Annotated in this window: 17 protein-coding genes; 10 read left to right on the forward strand and 7 right to left on the reverse strand. The window is 62.3% G+C overall.

What is annotated here, in order from left to right:
* Positions 1–149: 149 nt before the first annotated feature.
* Together SOP85_RS28895 and SOP85_RS28900 are read right to left on the reverse strand one after the other, a co-directional pair.
* Positions 150–1,238, reverse strand: coding sequence for a polyamine ABC transporter substrate-binding protein (locus SOP85_RS28895; RefSeq protein ID WP_323629117.1), 1,089 nt, complete (start codon positions 1,236–1,238; stop codon positions 150–152).
* Between the two features lie 52 nt (positions 1,239–1,290).
* Positions 1,291–2,592: an NAD(P)/FAD-dependent oxidoreductase gene (locus SOP85_RS28900; protein ID WP_323629118.1), complete on the reverse strand. Its 1,302-nt coding sequence runs from the start codon at positions 2,590–2,592 to the stop codon at positions 1,291–1,293.
* A gap of 156 nt (positions 2,593–2,748) precedes the next feature.
* Here SOP85_RS28900 and SOP85_RS28905 point away from each other — a divergent pair, with 156 nt between their 5' ends.
* On the forward strand, positions 2,749–3,633 hold the full coding sequence (locus SOP85_RS28905; RefSeq protein ID WP_323629119.1) for a LysR family transcriptional regulator: 885 nt from the start codon (positions 2,749–2,751) through the stop codon (positions 3,631–3,633).
* A 122-nt stretch (positions 3,634–3,755) separates the two neighbouring features.
* Here SOP85_RS28905 and SOP85_RS28910 read toward each other — a convergent pair whose 3' ends face one another.
* Genes SOP85_RS28910 through SOP85_RS28920 form a run of 3 tightly spaced genes read right to left on the reverse strand, consistent with a single transcriptional unit; the run spans position 3,756 to position 6,735 of the window.
* Positions 3,756–5,264 (reverse strand): tripartite tricarboxylate transporter permease, encoded by a 1,509-nt coding sequence (locus SOP85_RS28910; RefSeq protein ID WP_323629120.1) that lies wholly within the window; start codon positions 5,262–5,264, stop codon positions 3,756–3,758.
* Positions 5,265–5,282: 18 nt separating this feature from the next.
* Positions 5,283–5,768, reverse strand: a complete 486-nt coding sequence (locus SOP85_RS28915; RefSeq protein WP_274076211.1) for a tripartite tricarboxylate transporter TctB family protein — start codon at positions 5,766–5,768, stop codon at positions 5,283–5,285.
* A gap of 1 nt (position 5,769) precedes the next feature.
* A complete protein-coding gene (locus tag SOP85_RS28920; RefSeq protein ID WP_274076210.1) occupies positions 5,770–6,735 on the reverse strand; it encodes a Bug family tripartite tricarboxylate transporter substrate binding protein in 966 nt (321 codons plus the stop codon).
* A 202-nt stretch (positions 6,736–6,937) separates the two neighbouring features.
* Between SOP85_RS28920 and SOP85_RS28925 the strand changes: the two genes are divergently transcribed.
* From SOP85_RS28925 to SOP85_RS28955, 7 genes are all read left to right on the forward strand, one after another.
* Positions 6,938–7,288 (forward strand): DUF6152 family protein, encoded by a 351-nt coding sequence (locus SOP85_RS28925; RefSeq protein ID WP_274076209.1) that lies wholly within the window; start codon positions 6,938–6,940, stop codon positions 7,286–7,288.
* The gene (locus SOP85_RS28930; RefSeq protein ID WP_323629122.1) at positions 7,288–7,776 is read left to right on the forward strand and encodes a DUF6644 family protein; all 489 of its coding nucleotides are present in this window, start codon (positions 7,288–7,290) and stop codon (positions 7,774–7,776) included. Before SOP85_RS28925 ends, SOP85_RS28930 begins: the two co-directional genes overlap by 1 nt.
* A 130-nt stretch (positions 7,777–7,906) precedes the next feature.
* On the forward strand, positions 7,907–8,680 hold the full coding sequence (locus tag SOP85_RS28935) for an alpha/beta hydrolase (RefSeq protein ID WP_323629124.1): 774 nt from the start codon (positions 7,907–7,909) through the stop codon (positions 8,678–8,680).
* 127 nt (positions 8,681–8,807) lie between these two features.
* Positions 8,808–9,065 carry a DUF2790 domain-containing protein gene (locus SOP85_RS28940; RefSeq protein WP_274076206.1) on the forward strand — a complete coding sequence of 86 codons (258 nt, stop codon included), beginning with the start codon at positions 8,808–8,810 and terminating at the stop codon, positions 9,063–9,065.
* A 113-nt stretch (positions 9,066–9,178) separates the two neighbouring features.
* Positions 9,179–9,850, forward strand: coding sequence for a heavy metal response regulator transcription factor (locus tag SOP85_RS28945; RefSeq protein WP_274076205.1), 672 nt, complete (start codon positions 9,179–9,181; stop codon positions 9,848–9,850).
* On the forward strand, positions 9,847–11,259 hold the full coding sequence (locus tag SOP85_RS28950) for a heavy metal sensor histidine kinase (RefSeq protein WP_323629126.1): 1,413 nt from the start codon (positions 9,847–9,849) through the stop codon (positions 11,257–11,259). The genes SOP85_RS28945 and SOP85_RS28950 overlap by 4 nt, the downstream gene beginning before the upstream one ends.
* Before the next feature lie 154 nt (positions 11,260–11,413).
* Positions 11,414–13,795, forward strand: a complete 2,382-nt coding sequence (locus SOP85_RS28955; RefSeq protein ID WP_323608511.1) for a DUF3772 domain-containing protein — start codon at positions 11,414–11,416, stop codon at positions 13,793–13,795.
* A 114-nt stretch (positions 13,796–13,909) separates the two neighbouring features.
* Here SOP85_RS28955 and SOP85_RS28960 read toward each other — a convergent pair whose 3' ends face one another.
* Positions 13,910–15,400, reverse strand: coding sequence for an aldehyde dehydrogenase family protein (locus SOP85_RS28960; protein ID WP_323608510.1), 1,491 nt, complete (start codon positions 15,398–15,400; stop codon positions 13,910–13,912).
* Positions 15,401–15,409: 9 nt separating this feature from the next.
* The gene (locus SOP85_RS28965) at positions 15,410–15,802 is read right to left on the reverse strand and encodes a c-type cytochrome (RefSeq protein ID WP_274076201.1); all 393 of its coding nucleotides are present in this window, start codon (positions 15,800–15,802) and stop codon (positions 15,410–15,412) included.
* A gap of 257 nt (positions 15,803–16,059) precedes the next feature.
* Here SOP85_RS28965 and SOP85_RS28970 point away from each other — a divergent pair, with 257 nt between their 5' ends.
* Positions 16,060–16,776, forward strand: coding sequence for a glycosyltransferase family 25 protein (locus tag SOP85_RS28970; RefSeq protein WP_323629127.1), 717 nt, complete (start codon positions 16,060–16,062; stop codon positions 16,774–16,776).
* 175 nt (positions 16,777–16,951) lie between these two features.
* Positions 16,952–18,274, forward strand: coding sequence for a hypothetical protein (locus SOP85_RS28975; RefSeq protein WP_323629128.1), 1,323 nt, complete (start codon positions 16,952–16,954; stop codon positions 18,272–18,274).
* Positions 18,275–18,337: the final 63 nt, after the last annotated feature.

The raw sequence follows: 18,337 nt of genomic DNA on the forward strand, positions 1-18,337 counted from the left end.
GCATTCACAAATCCTGTAGGAGCTGGCTTGCCAGCGATGGCGGCGTCACGGCCACCATCGCATCGCCAGCAAGCCGGCTCCTACAGATGCGCGTAATGCACCATTCAACATGCTCCCCGCAAATCCTGTAGGAGCTGGCTTGCCAGCAATCAGGTATTGGTCTTCAACTTGGTCCACAGCCGCGTGGTCAAGCGGGCGATGGAGGCTGGCAGGTCTTCTACCGTGAACAGCTTGTCCATCACTGCCTTGGGCGGGTAGATCGCCAGGTCCTGCTTCACCGCCGGCACCACATCAACGTCCGCTGCGCTGTTGGGGTTGGCGTAATGGATGCTGTTGCTGATGTTGGCGATGACCTGCGGTTGCAGCAGGTAGTTCATGTAGGAGTAGCCGTTCTTCTGGTGCGGCGCGTTCTTGGGCATGACCACCATGTCGAACCACAGGGTGGAGCCCTCATCCGGGATCGAATAGGCAATGTCGATGCCGTTTTTCGCCTCCTTGGCGCTGGCGGCTGCCTGCACGATGTCGCCGTTGAAGCCGATCACCGCGCAGACGTTGCCGTTGGCCAGGTCGCTGATGTATTTGGAGGCGTGGAAATACTGGACGTAAGGCCGGATCTTCAGCAGCGCCTGTTCGGCTTTCTTGTAGTCGGCAGGCGTGTGGCTGTGGGGCGGCAACCCCAGGTAGTTGAGGGTGATCGGCAGCACTTGCGTCGGGTTGTCGATGATCGCCACGCCACATTCGCTGAGCTTCCTGATATTGGCTTCATCGAAAAACAGACTCCAGGATCGGGTCACGTCGGTGTTGCCGAAGATCGCCTTGATCTTCTCGACGTTATAACCAATGCCCGCGGTGCCCCACATGTAGGGATAACCGTACTGGTTGCCGGGGTCGTTGACCTCGAGCTTTTTCATCAGCACCGGGTCGAGGTTGCTCCAGCCCGGGAGCTGGCTCCTGTCGAGCTTCTGGATGGCACCGGCCTTGATCAGGCGCGAGAGGAAATGGTTCGACGGGCTGACCACGTCATACCCGGTATTGCCGGTCATCAGCTTCGATTCCAGCACTTCGTTGCTGTCATGGATGTCGTAAGTGGCCTTGATCCCGGTTTCTTTGGTGAACGTGGCCAGGGTGTCGTCGGCGATGTAGCCATTCCAGTTGGAAATGTTCACGGTTTCATCGGCGTAGGCGGCGGCGCTCAACGTTGAGAGCAGTGCCACCAGGGAAACAGTATTGACGCGCATGTTCGATCACCTTCGTGTTGAAGTGCTTTTGTTGTATGTGAAAGGCGGTGTTCTAGATTTCGCTTCTGGCCCGGGCCGTCTCTACGCGCATGCGCAGCATGGCACCGATATCGAGCAAGGGTTTGGGCGGCAGCCAGCCGGGCTGGGCGCGGCCTTTGACCGATTGCAGGAGCGGCGAGTCGATACCCGATGCCAGCTCCGCCAGCAGCCGTCCCCACAACGTGCCGCGCGCCACGCCGGAGCCGTTGCACCCGGCCACGGCGAACACGCCCTCCTCGACCTTGGCGAAATACGGCTGCCCGGAGCGCGAAGCACTGAGGTGGCCGGTCCAGGTGTATTGGATGTCCTGCGCGCCCAACATCGGGAAACGACGCTGCAAACCCAGGACATGGTGCTGGCGGCGGGTCGCCAGTTCGCCGGGCGACAAGTCGTGGGCGCGGTATTCGGCGGTGTTGCGGATCATCACCCGGCGATCCGGGGTGAGGCGCACCGTGGCCCCCAGGGGGCGGGTCGACAGCACGCCCCAGGGTTCGACGGCGCCAAGGGCCTGGAATTCTTCGTCGCTCAGGGGCCGGGTGAGGCTGGCGCTGAGTTCCATCGCGAAGGTGCCACTGTCACTGATGCCGGAACGGGGAATGAAGGCATTGAGGCAAACCAGCACTTGCCTGGCCTCGATGCAGCCATGGGCGCCGCTGGCGCGGATGCGGCCATTGCCCAGGCGCTGCAGGCCGCTGATCTCGGTGTTTTCAAACAGGGTCACCTGTGGCGGCAATGCATCGAGCAGCCCTTTGACGTATTTCGCCGGTTGCAGCAGCGCATTGCCATTGCCGCACCAGATCGCCGCCTGGTAGTGCCGGGTTCCCAACTTCTGGCGCAACCGGTCTCCTTGCAGAAACTCCGCTGAGGCGCCCACGGCACACAAGGTCTGCAGCTTGGCCTCGACCTGGGTCAACTTGCGCGGATCGCTCACCGCAAAGAAATAGCCCGATTCGCGAAAATCGCATTCGATGCCGTGCCGGGCAATGCGCTTGCGCACCTCGTCGCTGGCGGTACGGCCAATTGCGGTATCGGCCTGGTAGCCAGCGAATCCCGGGGTGCCTTGCAACTCGGCATGCCCGGGATGTTCGTGGGCGACCACGAATCCCGAGTTGCGCGCCGATGCACCTTGCGCGGCGCGCTGGCGGTCGACCAGCACAATGCGAGCCTGGGGATGCAGTTCAGCCAGTGAGTGAGCGGCACTCAGCCCGGTGATGCCGGCGCCGATCACCAGCCAATCGGCCTGCTGCGTGCCCTTGAGCGGATCGCGCAACGGGCTGTCCCCGGCTTGTGCAATCCAGCCACATACGTTTTCCATGCGTCACCTCGTAGACTGTCGTTGTGCCGGCCTCTCGCAATACCGCATGCTGTATTTGCATGGGTGGTTTCAGATGACGGCCGCTATGACTAGAATCTAAAGGGACATTGCATCGGCAACCAACGTTATTAAATCATCCGGGTATTCTGAAAACGCATGGATAACATTCGCCACGTGCCCTCGCTCCAGGGCCTGCAGGCCTTGGTCGAGGTCGCAGATTGCGGCAGCTTCACCCAGGCCGCCCAAACGCTGTGCCTGACCCAAAGCGCCGTGAGCCGCAAAATCCAGCAATTGGAGAGTCACTTCGGCACCTCGATGTTCCTCAGGACCAGCCGCAGCCTGCAGCTCACAGCCGAAGGCGAACAGGTGCTCGCCAGTGCGCGGCACATCCTTGAACACCTCAAGGCGCTGGAAGACCGGATCGCCCCGCAAAAGCGCCCGTTCCGCATCCGCATGCACGTGTCCCTGGCGGTGCGCTGGCTGTTGCCCCGGCTGAATGATTTCTACCGCCATCATCCGCAGGTATCGCTGGCGATCGAGACCGTCGCCACCGAGGTGGTGGAACCGGCCAGCGACAGCGACGCCTATATCCTCTACCTGCCCGAACCGTCCGGGGCCACGGATTGCCTGACCCTGTTCGAGGAAACGCTGGTGCCGGTGTGTGCACCCGGACTGGCGCTGGCCTCACAGGAGGATCTCGCCGGCTTTGCGCTGCTGCACCGTTCGAGCGACAGGAACGACTGGCGGTATTGGCTGGCCGCCAATGGCGGCAGGTCACTGGACGAGTTTCGCCACCTTCCCTTCAACCTCGACGAACTGGCACTGGATGCCGCCGCCCGCGGGCTGGGTGTGGCCATGACCGACATGACCCTGGCGGGCGAGTCGATCGAACGCGGCGTGCTGGTCATTCCGTTTGGCGAGCCGTTGAAGACCCGGGGGATTTACGCCCTGTGCCTGCAGCCGTCAGCGGCCGCGCATCCGGCGTGCGGGGCGATCTTGCAGTGGTTTGCCGAGCAGGCAGGAACACCCTCCAACCTGTAGGAGCAAGCTTGCTCGCGATGGAGGTCAACGATGACGCGGGGAGCCTGACACCCCGCGGTGCTCTCAGGTTTTTCGCGAGCAATCGAGCGTCGACCGGCTGCTCCTACAGGGGGACCGACGCGTCAGTCATCTTCATGCAACTTGATCCCACGCGCATGCAACAGCGGTGGCACCACCAGCACCAACAACGTCAGCGCCATGAACGCCGCCGAGATCGGCTGGGTCAGGAATATCGTCCAGTCCCCCTCACTGATCGACAGGGCATTGCGCAGCTGTTTCTCGGCCATCGGCCCCAGCAGCATGCCGACGATCACCGGCGCTACCGGGAAATCGAAACGGCGCATCAACACCCCGGCCCAGCCGATCCCCAGCATCAGCATCAGGTCGAAGGAAGAATGGCGCATGCCGTAGACGCCGATGGTGGCGAACACCAGGATCCCGGCGTTCAGGTAAGGTCGGGGGATCTGCAGCAGCTTGACCCACAGGCCCACCAGCGGCAGGTTCAGCACCAGCAGGATGACGTTGCCGATGTACAGCGAAGCCACCAGGGTCCACACCAAATCGGCGGAGGTCTCGAAGAGCATCGGCCCCGGTTGCAGGTTGTAGTTCTGGAACGCCGCCAACAGGATCGCCGCCGTGGCGGAGGTCGGGATGCCCAGGGTCAGCAACGGCACCAGCGAGCCAGTGGCACTGGCGTTGTTGGCCGCTTCGGGGCCGGCCACCCCTTCGATGGCGCCCTCGCCCTTGTTAGCGGAAAACTCCTTGGGGTATTTGCTCAGCTTGCGTTCGGTGGAATAGGACAGGAAGGTCGGGATCTCCGCGCCGCCCGCCGGGATCGAGCCAAACGGGAAACCGATCAGCGTGCCCCGCAGCCAGGCCGGTACCGAGCGCTTCCAGTCGGCGCGGGTCATCCACAATGACGTCAGGCGATGCCGGCCCTCCGCTTGCTCGGTTTGATAAAGCAGGCTGTACAGGGCTTCACCGACCGCGAACAGACCGACTGCCACCAGCACCACCTCGATGCCATCCACCAGTTCGGGCACGCCCAGGGTGTAGCGGGCAATGCCCGACGTCGAGTCGAGGCCGATCATGCCGATGGTCAAGCCGATCCCCAGTGAAGCAAAACCACGCAGCATCGAGGCGCCAAGTACCGCCGAGACCGTGGTGAACGACAGCACCAGGATCGCGAAGTATTCCGCCGGCCCGAAATTCAGCGCCAGCCTGGCCACGACCGGGGCGAACAGGGTCAGCAGCACCGTCGCAATGGTGCCGGCGACGAAGGAGCCGATCGCCGCCGTGGCCAGCGCCGGCCCGGCCCGACCATTACGCGCCATCAGGTTGCCTTCCAGGGCCGTGACCATGGACGACGACTCACCGGGCGTATTGAGCAGGATCGAAGTGGTTGAACCGCCGAACTGCGCGCCGTAATAGATCCCGGCGAACATGATCAGCGCACCGGTGGGATCGACCTTGGCAGTGATCGGCAGCAGCAAGGCCACCGTCAGCGCCGGCCCGATGCCCGGCAATACGCCAATGGCGGTGCCCAGCAGGCAACCGATGAAGCCCCACAGCAGATTGATCGGCGTCAGCGCTGCGGAAAAACCCATCGCCAGGCTGGCGAGAATGTCCATGCTGTCGATCTCCTTGGATCAGATCCAGGCGTTGACCAGCGGCGGCAGGGAAACCCCCAGCCCGGCGTTGAACAACCAGTAGATCGGCAGGGTCAGGGCCATGCCGATCGCCAGGTCGCGCAGTGGATGACGACTGCCAAAACCGCGGGCCGAACAGGCGAACAGCAGCCCGGCGGCCAGCACGAAACCGATGACGTTGATGAGCACGGCCACACCGATCAACCCTGCGGTGACCCAGGCTGCGCCGGCCTTGCCGCCCGCCACTGTGTGCGCCTGTTGGTTATCCAGCTCGCGAAAACCGCCGCTGACCGCCTGATAACTCAACAACACGCCCACTGCCCCGAGAAACCCCGCGACCACCCAGGGGTAGACATAGGCCGGCAGAATCACGAAGCCCATCTCCGGCGGAAAGCGCCAGGCGCCCACTGCCAGCACCACGCTGAGGGTAATCAGGCCGATGCCGATGGCCAACTGGGTCGGCACGACTGCGCGGGATCCGGCCATTTCAAAGCAACCCGACCTTGACCAGCATCGCGCGCAACCGCACGTGTTCTTCGTCGACGAATTTGCCGAAATCGTCACCGGTCAGCACGCTCTCCGTCCAGGCGTTGGTCTTGATGTTGTCCTGCCAGACTTTGCTTTTGCTGGCGGCCACCACCGCGTCGGTCACTTCCTTGCGCTGCTCGGGCGTGAGGCCGGCGGCACCATAGACACCGCGCCAGTTGCCGATGACCACGTCATAGCCGCTTTCCTTGAGGGTCGGCGCGTCGATCCCGGGCACGCGTTCGGGCGCACCGATGGCGAGCACGCGGAACTGGCCGTTCTTGATGTATTGACCCAGCTCGGCGTAACCGCCGGTGATCACCTTGATCTGGCCGCCCAGGGCCTGGGCGACGATTTCACCGCCACCGCCGGTGGCGATGTAATTCACCTTGTTGACCGGCACATCCAGCTTGCCGGCCAGTTCGGCGATGCCGATGTGGTCGATCGAGCCTTTGGAACCACCGCCAAAGGTCACGCTGGTGGGCTTGGCCTTGAAATCCTTGATCAGGTCATCGAGGGTCTTGTACGGCGAATCCTTGCGCACCGCGAGCACGTTGTATTCGGTGAACAACCGGGCGATCGGAGTCACGTCCTTCAAGCTGATCTGCGGTTTGTTCTGCTCGATGCCCGCCACCATGATCGCACCGACCACCAGCAGCGCATTCGGGTCGCCCTTGGTGCTGTTGGCAAACTGCGCCAGCCCTAGCGTACCGCCCGCGCCCCCCTTGTTCTCAAAGGTGACGGCCTTGGCGACGTTGGCCTCGATCAGGGCTTTGCCCAGCACCCGGGCCGTCTGGTCATAACCGCCGCCCACGGAACCGGGGGCCATGAACTTGACGGTGTCCAGCGCCAGCACGGGGGTGCTGATTGCGGCAGCAACAAGGCCTGCAGCCAGGCAATGGCCGACGCGACGAAACAAAGCGGACATGGTGTCTCTCCCTCTAGCATTGTTTTTATGGGTGCCATCTGCGGGTAAGCGTAGAACATGGTTCCGTCTAAGGCCTGCCGAGCCCTGCGAGTCCTGCGTCACAGACTGAAACATTCTTTTGGTCGGGGTGTTCCAGCCCGCGAAATGCGCCAACTATCCTGAAAAACGTCGACCCAAGACCTCTGCAACAGGAGAACCCGTCATGAATTACATGCTCAAGGGCTTTGGCGTGTCATTGCTGTTGGTAGCCACTGCGGCATTCGCCCATCACGGCTGGAGCGAGTACGACTCCAGCAAACCCTTGCAACTGAACGGCACCATTGAAGCGTCCGGTTACTCCCACCCCCACGGCTTCGTCAACCTCAAGACGGCGGACAAGACCTGGAATGTGGTGCTCGCGCCGCCCTCGCGCATGGAAAACCGTGGGCTGGCGAAGGACATGCTGGCGGTCGGCACCCAAGCCAGCGTGGTCGGTTATCAGAACCGCAACAAACCCGATGAGTTGCGTGCAGAACGCATCACGATCGGCGACAAAACCATAGAGTTGCGCTGATGCAAACCAACCAGGGCTGGATGGACTGGCTCAATGATTCGTCGCTTGGCTCAGCCATGCGCGGTGATTTATGGCTGTATCCGTTGGTGGAGGTGGTGCACATCCTCGGCTTCACGATACTGGTCGGTTCGGTGCTGATGTTCGACCTGCGGGTACTCGGCGTATCACGCAATATCCAGGTGACGGCCCTCGCCCGCCATCTCCTGCCATGGTCCGTTGCGGCTTTGCTGTTGATCGTTCCGGCCGGGCTGATGATGTTTTCCGCCCACCCTCACGACTTCGCCTCCAATGACATTTTCATCCTCAAGCTGTGCCTGATCGCCACGGCGGGCTTCAACGCCGTGCTGTTCCATGTCGGCGTGTACCGTTCCGTCACGGCGTGGAATACCGCCAACCCGGCACCGGGCGTGGCCAAGGTGCAGGCCCTGTTTTCCATCGCGCTTTGGGTCAGCGTGATCCTCTGCGGACGATTGCTGGCCTACACCTGAAGGGCTTGTTGCATTACAGACTTGTCATCGAGTTGTCAGCGTAGCCAGCACCCTCGCTTCATACAGTGAAGTCGTCAGTCACCCGCACCGGGTGACACGCCTCCCACTGATGATGACAAGGGTCGATACCATGAATCCATTGAGCAAACTCTGCCTGATCGCCGCCAGCCTCTTCGTACTGGGCAGCGGGTCCGCCATGGCTGCCCCCACGACCGCACCGGTCAAGGCCAACAACGTCGTGCTGGTGCACGGTTCCTGGGCCGATGGCTCCAGTTGGGCGGATGTGATCAGCCGCTTGCAGGCGGCCGGCCTGCACGTTACGGCGGTGCAAAACCCGCTGACGTCGGTGGCCGATGATGTGGCCGCGACCCAGCGCGTGCTCGATCAGCAAGACGGCCCGACCGTGCTGGTCGGCCACTCCTACGCTGGCACGGTGGTCAGCGAGGCCGGGGTCAATCCGAAAGTCAGTTCGCTGGTGTACGTCGCCGCGCGTGCGCCGGATGCCGGGGAAGATTTCGTCGCACTGTCGGCCAAATACCCGACCATGCCGGTACGCGCCGGTACCGAAGAACACGACGGTTTCGTCAGCCTCAAGCAAGACGCCTTCCTCAAGTACTTCGCCGGCGACGTCCCTCACGATAAAGCCATGCAGCTGTTCGCCGTGCAACAACCGATCGCCAAGACCCTGTTCACCGACCGCACCACCGCCGCGGCCTGGCACACCAAACCGTCGTGGTACGCCGTCTCCAGCCAGGACCAGACGATCAACCCGGACCTTGAGCGCTTCCTGGCCAAGCGCATGGGCGCCACCACCATCGAATTGCCGTCGAGCCACTTGTCGCTGGTGTCCCACTCGAAGGAAATCGCCGACCTGATCCTTGCGGCCACCGGTCGCCAGCCTTAACCGGCGGCCATTTATTACAACTTTGTCATCGAGCTGTTGGTGGGCTGTTCGGATCGCCTGGTTAACCTGAACTCACTGCCAGGCAACCTGCCGACAGCCCACTCAAACCTGAATAGAGATCACCGTCATGAAAATGTACATCCTCGGTTTCGCCGCCCTCCTCGCAACCGGCTCGGCATTTGCCGATACCCAAAGCTCCGCCCCAGTGATCCACGACAAGGATGCAGCCTTCGTCCACCTCGACGTCGCCAAAGTGCTGGGTGAAACGGACATTTCGCAACAATGCGGCATCGTCCCGGCCCAACTGAACTACCTCGACCATCAGGGTCGCCAGCATGAGCTCGATTACCTGGTCCAGGGCAGCGGTTGCACCAATGATCACTGATCGTCATCCCTGCATACCGGCGGATGACCGGGCTACACTGGCGGCAGCGGCATGCCGCAGTAGCCCGCCTGCGCGGCGCGCAATCCTGCTGACCCCGAACCAGGCAGAAGCCCATGAACATTCTCGTCGTCGAAGATGAACCCAAGGCCGGCAATTACCTGCTCAACGGCTTGCAGGAACTCGGTTACACGGTGAGCCTGGCCCGCGACGGCGTCGATGGCTTGCACCTGGCCCTGGAACATGATTTCGATGTGATCGTGCTGGACGTGATGATGCCGAAAATGGACGGCTGGGAAGTCCTGCGGCGCCTGCGCAAGGAAGCCGATACCCCGGTGCTGTTCCTCACCGCCCGCGATGACATCGCCGATCGCATCAAGGGCCTGGAACTGGGCGCCGACGATTACCTGATCAAGCCGTTTTCCTTCGCCGAGCTGGTGGCCCGCCTGCGTACCCTGACCCGTCGCGGCCCCACCCGCGAAGAAGAACAGTTGCACATCGAGGACCTGGCGATCGATGTGCTCAAGCGCCGCGTTACCCGCGCCGGCACGCGCATTACGCTGACCAACAAGGAATTCGCCCTGCTGCACCTGTTCGCCACGCACCTGGGTGAAGTGCTGTCACGCTCGATGATCGCCTCACGGGTCTGGGACATGAATTTCGACAGCGATACCAACGTGGTGGACGTCGCCGTGCGGCGCTTGCGGCTGAAGATCGACGATCCCTTCCAGCTGAAGCTGATCCACAGTGTGCGCGGTATCGGCTATCGCTTCGATACGCAGCCATGAACAGCCTGTCGCATCTACGCCACTCCCTGACGCTGCGCCTGGCGCTGGTGTTCGCGTTCCTGGCGTTTGTCTCACTGACGTCCCTGGGCGTGGCGTTGTACCGTGACCTGGAGCGCGAATTGGTCCGCCGTGATGACGCGGCGCTGATCACCCGCATCGATCAACTGCGCACGTTCCTCAACGACAGCAACACCCTGGAGCTGATCCGCAGCAAACCCGCGCTGTTCCAGAACATGCTCGGCAACCGCGAAGCCCTGTTGAGTATCGGCGCGCCCGGGCAACCGCCGTTGCTGCAGGTGAATCCGGGCAATCTGGACATGCCCGTATTGACCCCCATGGCCATGGACCACCCACTGGGCCTCGGCGACGTGCAACACTTGCCCAACGTTAATGGCGTACCTTTTTCCGCACTGGCGGCGACCATCGCCTCCGGTGACCAGGGCACGCTGGAAGTGGTGACCGGGCGCCTGATGACTGAACGCACGGCGGTGCTCGCCAGTTACCGGCTCAACGTCTACCTGTTCGCCAGCGTGGCGGCGATTCTGCTGGCACTTTCCGGCTACGTGCTGGTGCAGCGCGGGCTGTTGCCGGTGCGGCGTGTGGCCCGGCATGCCCAGGGCATCGGCGTCGGTAATCTCGGCGAACGCCTGGACAGCCAGGGCGCGCCGCTGGAGTTGCTACCGATGATCGAGGCCTTCAATGCCATGCTCGACCGCCTCGGCAGAGGTTTCGTGCAACTGGGCCAGGTGTCCACCGACATGGCCCATGAGCTGCGCACACCGATCAATAACCTGCTCGGTGAAACCCAGGTCGCCCTGCAGCAAGACCGCAGCATCGAGCATTATCAACAGTTGCTCGCCTCCAATGTCGAGGAACTCGAGCGCCTGGCGCGCATGCTCGACAACATGCTGTTCCTGGCCCGCACCGACCCGGCCAGTGCCCTGCGCCAACGCCAGGAACTGGGCGCCCTGGATGAAATGGAACGCATGGCCGACTATTTCGAAGGGCTCGCGGCGGATGTCGGAATCGCCATCAGCGCCCAAGGCAGCGGTGTGATCTGGGCCGAGCCGATGCTGTTGCGCCGCGCCCTGGCCAACCTGTGCGCCAACGCCATCAAGTACGGCGCGCCGAACTCCGAGCTATTCATCTGCGCCACGCCCTCTGCCGATGGCATCCGCTTGCAGGTGCGCAACCAGGGCCAGACGATCCCCGCCGAACACCTGCCCCGACTGTTCGAACGCTTTTACCGCGTCGACGAATCCCGCGAGCGCTCGGCGCAATCCAACGGCCTGGGGTTGTCGATCGTGGCGACGATCATGCAGTTGCACAACGGCCAGTGCAGCGTCACGAGTGCTGATGGTGTGACGTGTTTCGAGTTGTTCTTTCCGGCCCGGCGAGCGGGTGAATAACGCCAGGAAATCGAATGCGATCCCCTGTAGGAGCTGCCGCAGGCTGCGATCTTTTGATCTTGCCGTTGCCCTTGCGACCAAAAAAGCCTCGATAACGTTGAGTCATGACCTAACCTCATAGGTTGGAGTGACACATAACCAGTCGAGCACGCCGATGCGCAATGCCTTGAGCTTCGTGATTCTCATCGCTTTACTGTTCGGGCCGAGCGCCGGATGGCTATCGGCGGCGCCCATGCCCGATATCCCCACAAACGCCCAGCCACCCGCTTCCGCCAGCGTTTCCGACAGCGATCTGGAGGCGCTGCAGGGCCAACTCGGCAGCTACAAGCAGCAAGTGTCACAGGCCATCAACTACAGCCAGCTGGAAAGCCCGCAGGATCTGGTGCAGGCGCTCGTCAAGGAGGTCGATCGCCTCTCGGCACTGCTGTTGCCCGAGCAGGACCAGTTGCAGGCGCAATTGGGCGTGCTGGGCCCGCCGCCAGTGGCGGATGCCGCGCCCGAGAAGTCCGATATCGCCCTCCAGAGAATCACCCTGACCGAACAGAAATCCCGGGTCGACGCCAAACTGAAAACCCTGGTAGCGCTCAAGGCCAGCGCCGCCGAACTGCTGACCCAGATTGCCGCCATCCGCCGCAGCCTGCTGGAAACCGAAATGACCCAGCGGACCAGGAGCGTACTCAACCCCTGGTTCTGGGCCCCCCTGCTCAATCCGCCAGAGCATGACCGGGAAAAATTCAGCGCCTTCCTGCACCAGATCAAGGACACCCTGGACGCCACCTGGCAACCGGGCGCGCGCCTGCTGACCAGCCTGTTGATCGCGATGGCCGTGCTGCTTTGGGTCGTGGGACGGCGGCTGGCCGAACGCGGGCTGACCTGGTTGTGCATCCATCGCATGCCGGAAGGTCGCCTGCGGCGTAGCGCCCTGGCCCTGGCCTCGGTCATCGCCACGGTGCTGACGGCCTGGATAGCCTTGCGCCTGCTGTTTTTTGCCTTCACCCGCGAACTGCCGCTGACGCCACAGCTGACGGGGTTTTCCCAGGACTTCGAAAAGATCGTCTATACCTGCGTGCTGATCCTCGGCCTGAGTCGCGCACTGCTGTCCACGCAGCACCCCTCATGGCGCCTGCCAAACTTTGCCGATCCGCTCGCCCTGGCGATGGAGCCCTACCCGGCACGGCTGGCCTGGACACTCCTGCTACTGGTATCGCTGGCGCAGATGACCAACGCCACCAGCATGAGCGCGGAGCTGGTGATCTCGGTCCGGGGCGCGGTCGCCCTGATCGTCTCGGTCATGATCGCGATGCTGCTGTTTCGCGTCAGCAAAACCCGCCGGGACATGGTCATGGCGGGGGTCGCCCCCGAGGCTGGCCGGACCTTCGCCGGGCTGATCTATTCGTTCGCCAGCATTGCGATCGTGATTTCACTCCTGGCCTTGCTCGCGGGCTACGTATCGCTGTCGCGCTTCATCACTTACGAACTGGTGTGGTTCTACATCATCTTCGCCGGCTTTTATTTGCTGACCCAACTGGTCAAAGACGGCTGCGAACACCTGTTTTCCCCCCGCACCTCCACCGGCAAGTCCTTGAAACAGCTATTGGGCATTGGCGATACGCGGCTGGAACAGATTTCGATCATCCTCTCCGGTGCCGGCCGCGCCTCGTTGTTGCTGATCGCGCTGATCACCCTGGTGGTGGGTGGCATCGGGTCGACCCTCGAACAACTGGCCACCAACATCCTCGCCATCCTCGGTGGCGACGGCTTGCGCAGACTGAACATCGTCCCGGCCAACCTGTTGCATGCCTTGCTCGCCGTGATCATCGGTGTCTACCTGATTCGTTCGCTGCGGCGCTGGCTGGACAACGAATTCCTGCCGAAAACCGAAATGGACCCGGGCATGTGTGCCTCGCTCAGCACGCTATTTTCCAACATCGGCTATGCCCTGGTGCTGCTGCTGATGCTGTCGTCGCTGGGGGTCAAGTGGACCAACCTGGCCTGGATCGTCAGCGCCCTCTCGGTGGGCATCGGCTTCGGCTTGCAGGAGATCGTCAAGAACTTCGTTTCCGGCATCATCCTGTTGACCGAGCGCCCGGTGAAAGTCGGCGACCTGATCAGCATCAGCGGGGTCGAAGGCGACATCCGCCGGATCAACGTGCGGGCCACCGAAATACAGCTGGCCGACCGCTCGATCGTGATCGTGCCGAACTCGCAATTGATCTCGCAGAACCTGCGCAACGTCACCCTCGGCGGCAGCGCCCAGGGGGTGGCGTCACTCGAGCTGATGTTCCCGCTGGACATCGACCCCGAGCAGGTGCGCAACCTGCTGTTGGACACCTTCCGCGAGCACGAGACCATCCTGGAGAAGCCGGCACCGGTGGTGCGCTTCAGCCAGCTCAAGCCTGAAGGCATTACCCTGACCGTCACCGGTTATGTCAGCAGCCCACGCATGGTGGTTTCGATCAAGAGCGAGCTGCTGTTCGAGATTCTCAAGCGGCTGGGCGCCGCCGGGATTGAACTGGCGAAACCGCCAACGGCGTAACGCGGCTTATGTAGGAGCTGCCGCAGGCTGCGATCTTTTGATCTTGCTTTTTTACAATAAAAAGATCGCAGCCTCGTTTCACTCGTCAGCTCCTACACAGCTCCTACAGGTTCATCAGTGGGCGATACACACCGATTTAAGCTCGGTGTAGGCCTCGATCACCGCACGACCGAACTCGCGCCCCATGCCCGATTGCTTGACGCCACCGAACGGCATCGCCGGGTCGAGCAGCACGTGGGCGTTGACCCACACCGTACCGGCTTCGATGCGCGGCACCAGGTTCATGGCCTTGCCCAGGTCGTTGGTCCACAGGCTGGCGGCCAGCCCGTAACGGTTGTCGTTGGCCAGCGCGATGACCGCGTCTTCATCGTCGAACGGCATCACCCCCAGCACCGGACCGAATACCTCTTCGCGCGCCACGGCCATGCTGTGGTCGATGTCGGCGAGAATGGTCGGCTGGACGAAGAAGCCCTCGCCTTCCAGCAACTCGCCGCCCGCCACCACCCGCGCACCTTCCTGGCGGGCCAGCTCGATGTGCTTGAGCACGCTTTGCTGCTGCTTGCGCGACACCAACGGGTTGATCGCCGCTTCGCCGTTCATGCCTGCGCCAATCGGCATCGCCGAGACCGCCGCCGCCAGTGCTTCGACAAACTGATCGTGGATCGAACGATGCACGTAGAAGCGCGAGGCCGCTGCGCACACCTGGCCATTGTTCAGCAGGCCGCCGAGGATCGCGCCCTGCACGGCTTTTTCGATGTCGGCATCGGCGAGCACGATCATCGGGTTCTTGCCGCCCAGCTCCAGGGAGAAGCGCGTCATGTTTTCCATGCACGCCACACCGACGCTCTTGCCCACGGCGGTCGAGCCGGTGAACGACACCTTGCTCACCAGCGGGTGCGCGGTCAGTACGCCGCCGACCGAGGCCCCGCCGCCGGTCACCACGTTGAACACGCCCGCCGGAATGCCCGCTTCCAGGGCCAGTTCGGCCAGGCGCATGGCGGTCAACGGGGTTTCCATCGCCGGCTTGATGATCACCGTGCAACCGGTGGCCAGCGCCGGCATCAGTTTCCAGGCGGCGATCAGCAGCGGGAAGTTCCACGGCACGATGCCGACCACGACGCCCACCGGCTCACGCTTGGTGAACGCGGTGAATTTGGCGCCCGGCGGCAGCGGGATCGACACATCGAAGGTCTGCCCTTCGATCTTCGTCGCCCAGCCGGACATGTAGCGCATGAACTCCACCGTGGCGTTCAGGTCCAGCGCGCGGGCCATGTTGATCGACTTGCCCTGGCTCAGGGTTTCCAGCTGGGCCAGCTCTTCGGCATGCTCCTCGACCAGGCGGGTGAAGTTCAGCAGGATGCGCTCACGGTCCGCCGGACGCAGGCCCGACCACACGCCGGACTTGAAGGCCTGGTGCGACGACTGCACGGCGCGCTCGACGATTTCCAGGGGCGCGTCGAGGGTTTCGCACAGGGTTTGCCCGGTGGCCGGGTTGACCACGGCAATGCTCGGGCCTTCGGCAAACACCCACTGGCCATCGATGAAGCAGCCGTGCTGGCGATCGAGGAATGCAGCAACCTGCGGCAGGATTTCAACGTTGCTCATGAATCACCTTCAGTTCTGTTGTTCTTTGAGGAAGCACACGACCGCCTGGCGATCATCTGCCGAAGCCATGCCCATGTAAGGCATGTAGGTGCCAGGCACATAGGCCTGGGGTTGGGTGATGAGTTGCGCGATGTTCTCGGCTTGCCAGTCGATGTTCTTGTTGCGCATGGCCTGCGAGTAGTTGAAGCCTTCCACCGAGCCGGACTTGCGCCCGATCACACCCGCCAGGTTCGGCCCCATCATGCCGGTCGTGCCTTTGCTCACCGCATGGCAGACCCCGCATTCATTGGCGAACAGTTCGGCGCCACGACTCTTGACCGGTGCGCAATCGGCCGCCAGGGCGGCCTGGGCCAGGGTGAAGGTCAACAAACCAACGAGGGGCAAACGCAGGGTGGCGAACATGGGAAACGACCTTGAAAATCCACGCGTTCGCCAGCCGGCGAACGTCAACACAGAAAGCGCCGAGGCGACGGGGCTTCGGCAGGTTGAGAGGGATTGTCGGTGCTGCGCGATTCGCAGGTTTTGCCCTGCGTGCCAGTTGTGTTGGCGGTTCTGCCAAACTGCTGCATGGGCATGACGGGTGATGGCAAAGCGACATTCAAAGTTCTGCCTATACTGCAACCCAGCCGCCCTGAACACCTGCGCTGAGGAATTGCTGGATGAATGTGACCGACTATTTTGATCGAGCCAGAATCATCAATATTTCGTCGAGAAAGGATCGCCGTGTAGAAACGGTGGAAGAGTTCGCGCGCAACGGTTTTCCCTTCGATCATGAAAAAGTCAGCTTTTTCCAGGCGGTGACGCCCAGTGAGGACGATGGCTTCCCGAGCATCGGCGCCCGGGGCTGCTTCATGAGTCACTTGGGCATTCTGGAAGAGGCGATCCGCCTGAACGTGAGCAACATCCTGATCCTGGAGGATGACATTCAGTTTTCCAGGCGCATTGCCGAGTATGGCAAACAGGCCATCGAGTCCCTGCAAGGCATGGAGTGGGACATCGCCTACTTCGGCCATCCGTTTGAAGGCGACTCCAGCTCGCCCTCCTGGAAAGCGGTCGACCAACCCATACACCTGTCGCATTTCTATGCGGTAAACGGCAAATGCATTGTCAGGCTGAGGGACTTTCTGCTGCAGATCCTCGAGCGTCCGCCGGGGCATCCGGACGGCGGTCCGATGCACTATGACGCGGCCCTCAATACGCTCATTCATTCGAACAAAGACGTGCAGGCCTACTACTTCACCTGGAATCTTGGCTATCAAAGACCCTCGCGCACCGACCTGCATGCACTGTCCCTCTTCGACAGGACTCCTGTGCTGCGGGATGTCATGGGCATGCTCCGCAAGTTGAAGGCCAGGAACCTGAGACGAATTCGCTAGATCGAAAAACGCCCCTTCCCGAGCAGTGCACGGACCTGTGCACTGTCACCCCGCCCTGCAATCTGGCAAGCACAACCAACTCTTTGGCACCGAGGCAACAAGGCGCAAAAAATCCCGGCATTAGTATCTGGCGGGACGCAAACCTGCGCTCAAGAACAAGAACGGATGCCACACCATGCTCAAGTCCCCCTTGCTTCGCCTCTCGACCCTGGCGCTGATGATCAGTGCTGGCCAAGCGAGCGCCTACGAACTCTACGCCACTGACGACAGTCACCTGAACGCCACCCTGGAGGCGGTTTTCGGCGTTTTCCACAGCCAGGAAAACTACGCCCTGTCGGGACGTCTCGACGAAGGTTCGTCGTCGTGGCGCGAGGGCTACATCAAGTACGGCCTGAGCTTCGACCAAGGCCTGGCGGGGGTCGGCACGGCTTACGGCGCGGCGAACATGCTCAGCTCCGGCACCTGGGGCGACGGTGATGCCGCCGGTTTCACCGACGGCTCGGAACGCACCACCAAGTTCGAAGACGCCTACCTTGGCTGGCGCTCGAGCGACCTGTTCCCTGTACTGGGCGCTGACGGCATCGACCTGTCGTTCGGCCGCCAGAACATCATGGTCGGCGACGGTTTCCTGATCAACGGCGATGCGCTGAACCTGGGCAAAGGCCTGGCCGACGGCGAGTTCAATCGCGGTGGCGCCTACTGGCTGGCCGCGCGCAAGGCCTTCGACGAAACCGCAGTGCTGCGTATCGGCGGCAAGGAAGGCTGGCGCAGTGACCTGATGTGGCTCAAATCCAACAATCGCGCCCAGGCCATGACCGAAATGTACGTCGGCACTCTGGAACACGTGTCCGAGGCCGGTACTGTCGGTCTGACCTACATCGACACCACGGACGTCGACGAGCAGTACGCCTCCCCCGCGCAACTCGAGCGCGACGGCATGAAGACCTACAGCCTGCGCGCCACCGGCAACGCCGGGGTCAAGGACCTGTTCCTCTCCGGCGAATACGCCAAGCAGGACAAACCCCACACGGCCACCGAGGATGCCTGGTACCTGGAAGCCGGCTGGACCTTTTCCGAAGCACCCTGGACGCCCTATGCCGGCTACCGCTACAGCCGTTTCTCGGAAGGCTACGACACACTGTTCTACGGCTTCAGCCGCGGCTTCGGCACCTGGTTCCAGGGTGAAGTGGCGGGCAACTATGCCGGCCCGTTCAACAGCAACTCGCGCATCCAGCAACTCAAGTTCACCGTCTCGCCGTTGGAGAACCTGACCGTCGGCGCGATGTACTTCAACTTCGACACCATCGACCGCGACCTGGGCAACACCGATGGCCACGAAGTCGACCTGTACGCCGAATGGCACCTCAACGACCACCTCACGGTGATGCCGCTGGTGGGCCTGTTCCAGCCGGACAAGAGCGCCGACCAGGGCGGCACGCAGTTGGGCAACAACGACAAGAACCTCTTCAGCCAGCTGATATTCGCCACTACTTTCTGATCTCGAGCCCCTGTAGGAGCTGCCGCAGGCTGCGATCTTTTGATCTTGAAAGTCAAAAGATCG

It is taken from the genome of Pseudomonas sp. YuFO20 (assembly GCF_035064975.1).
In the GTDB taxonomy this organism is placed as follows: Bacteria; Pseudomonadota; Gammaproteobacteria; order Pseudomonadales; family Pseudomonadaceae; genus Aquipseudomonas; species Aquipseudomonas putida_AE.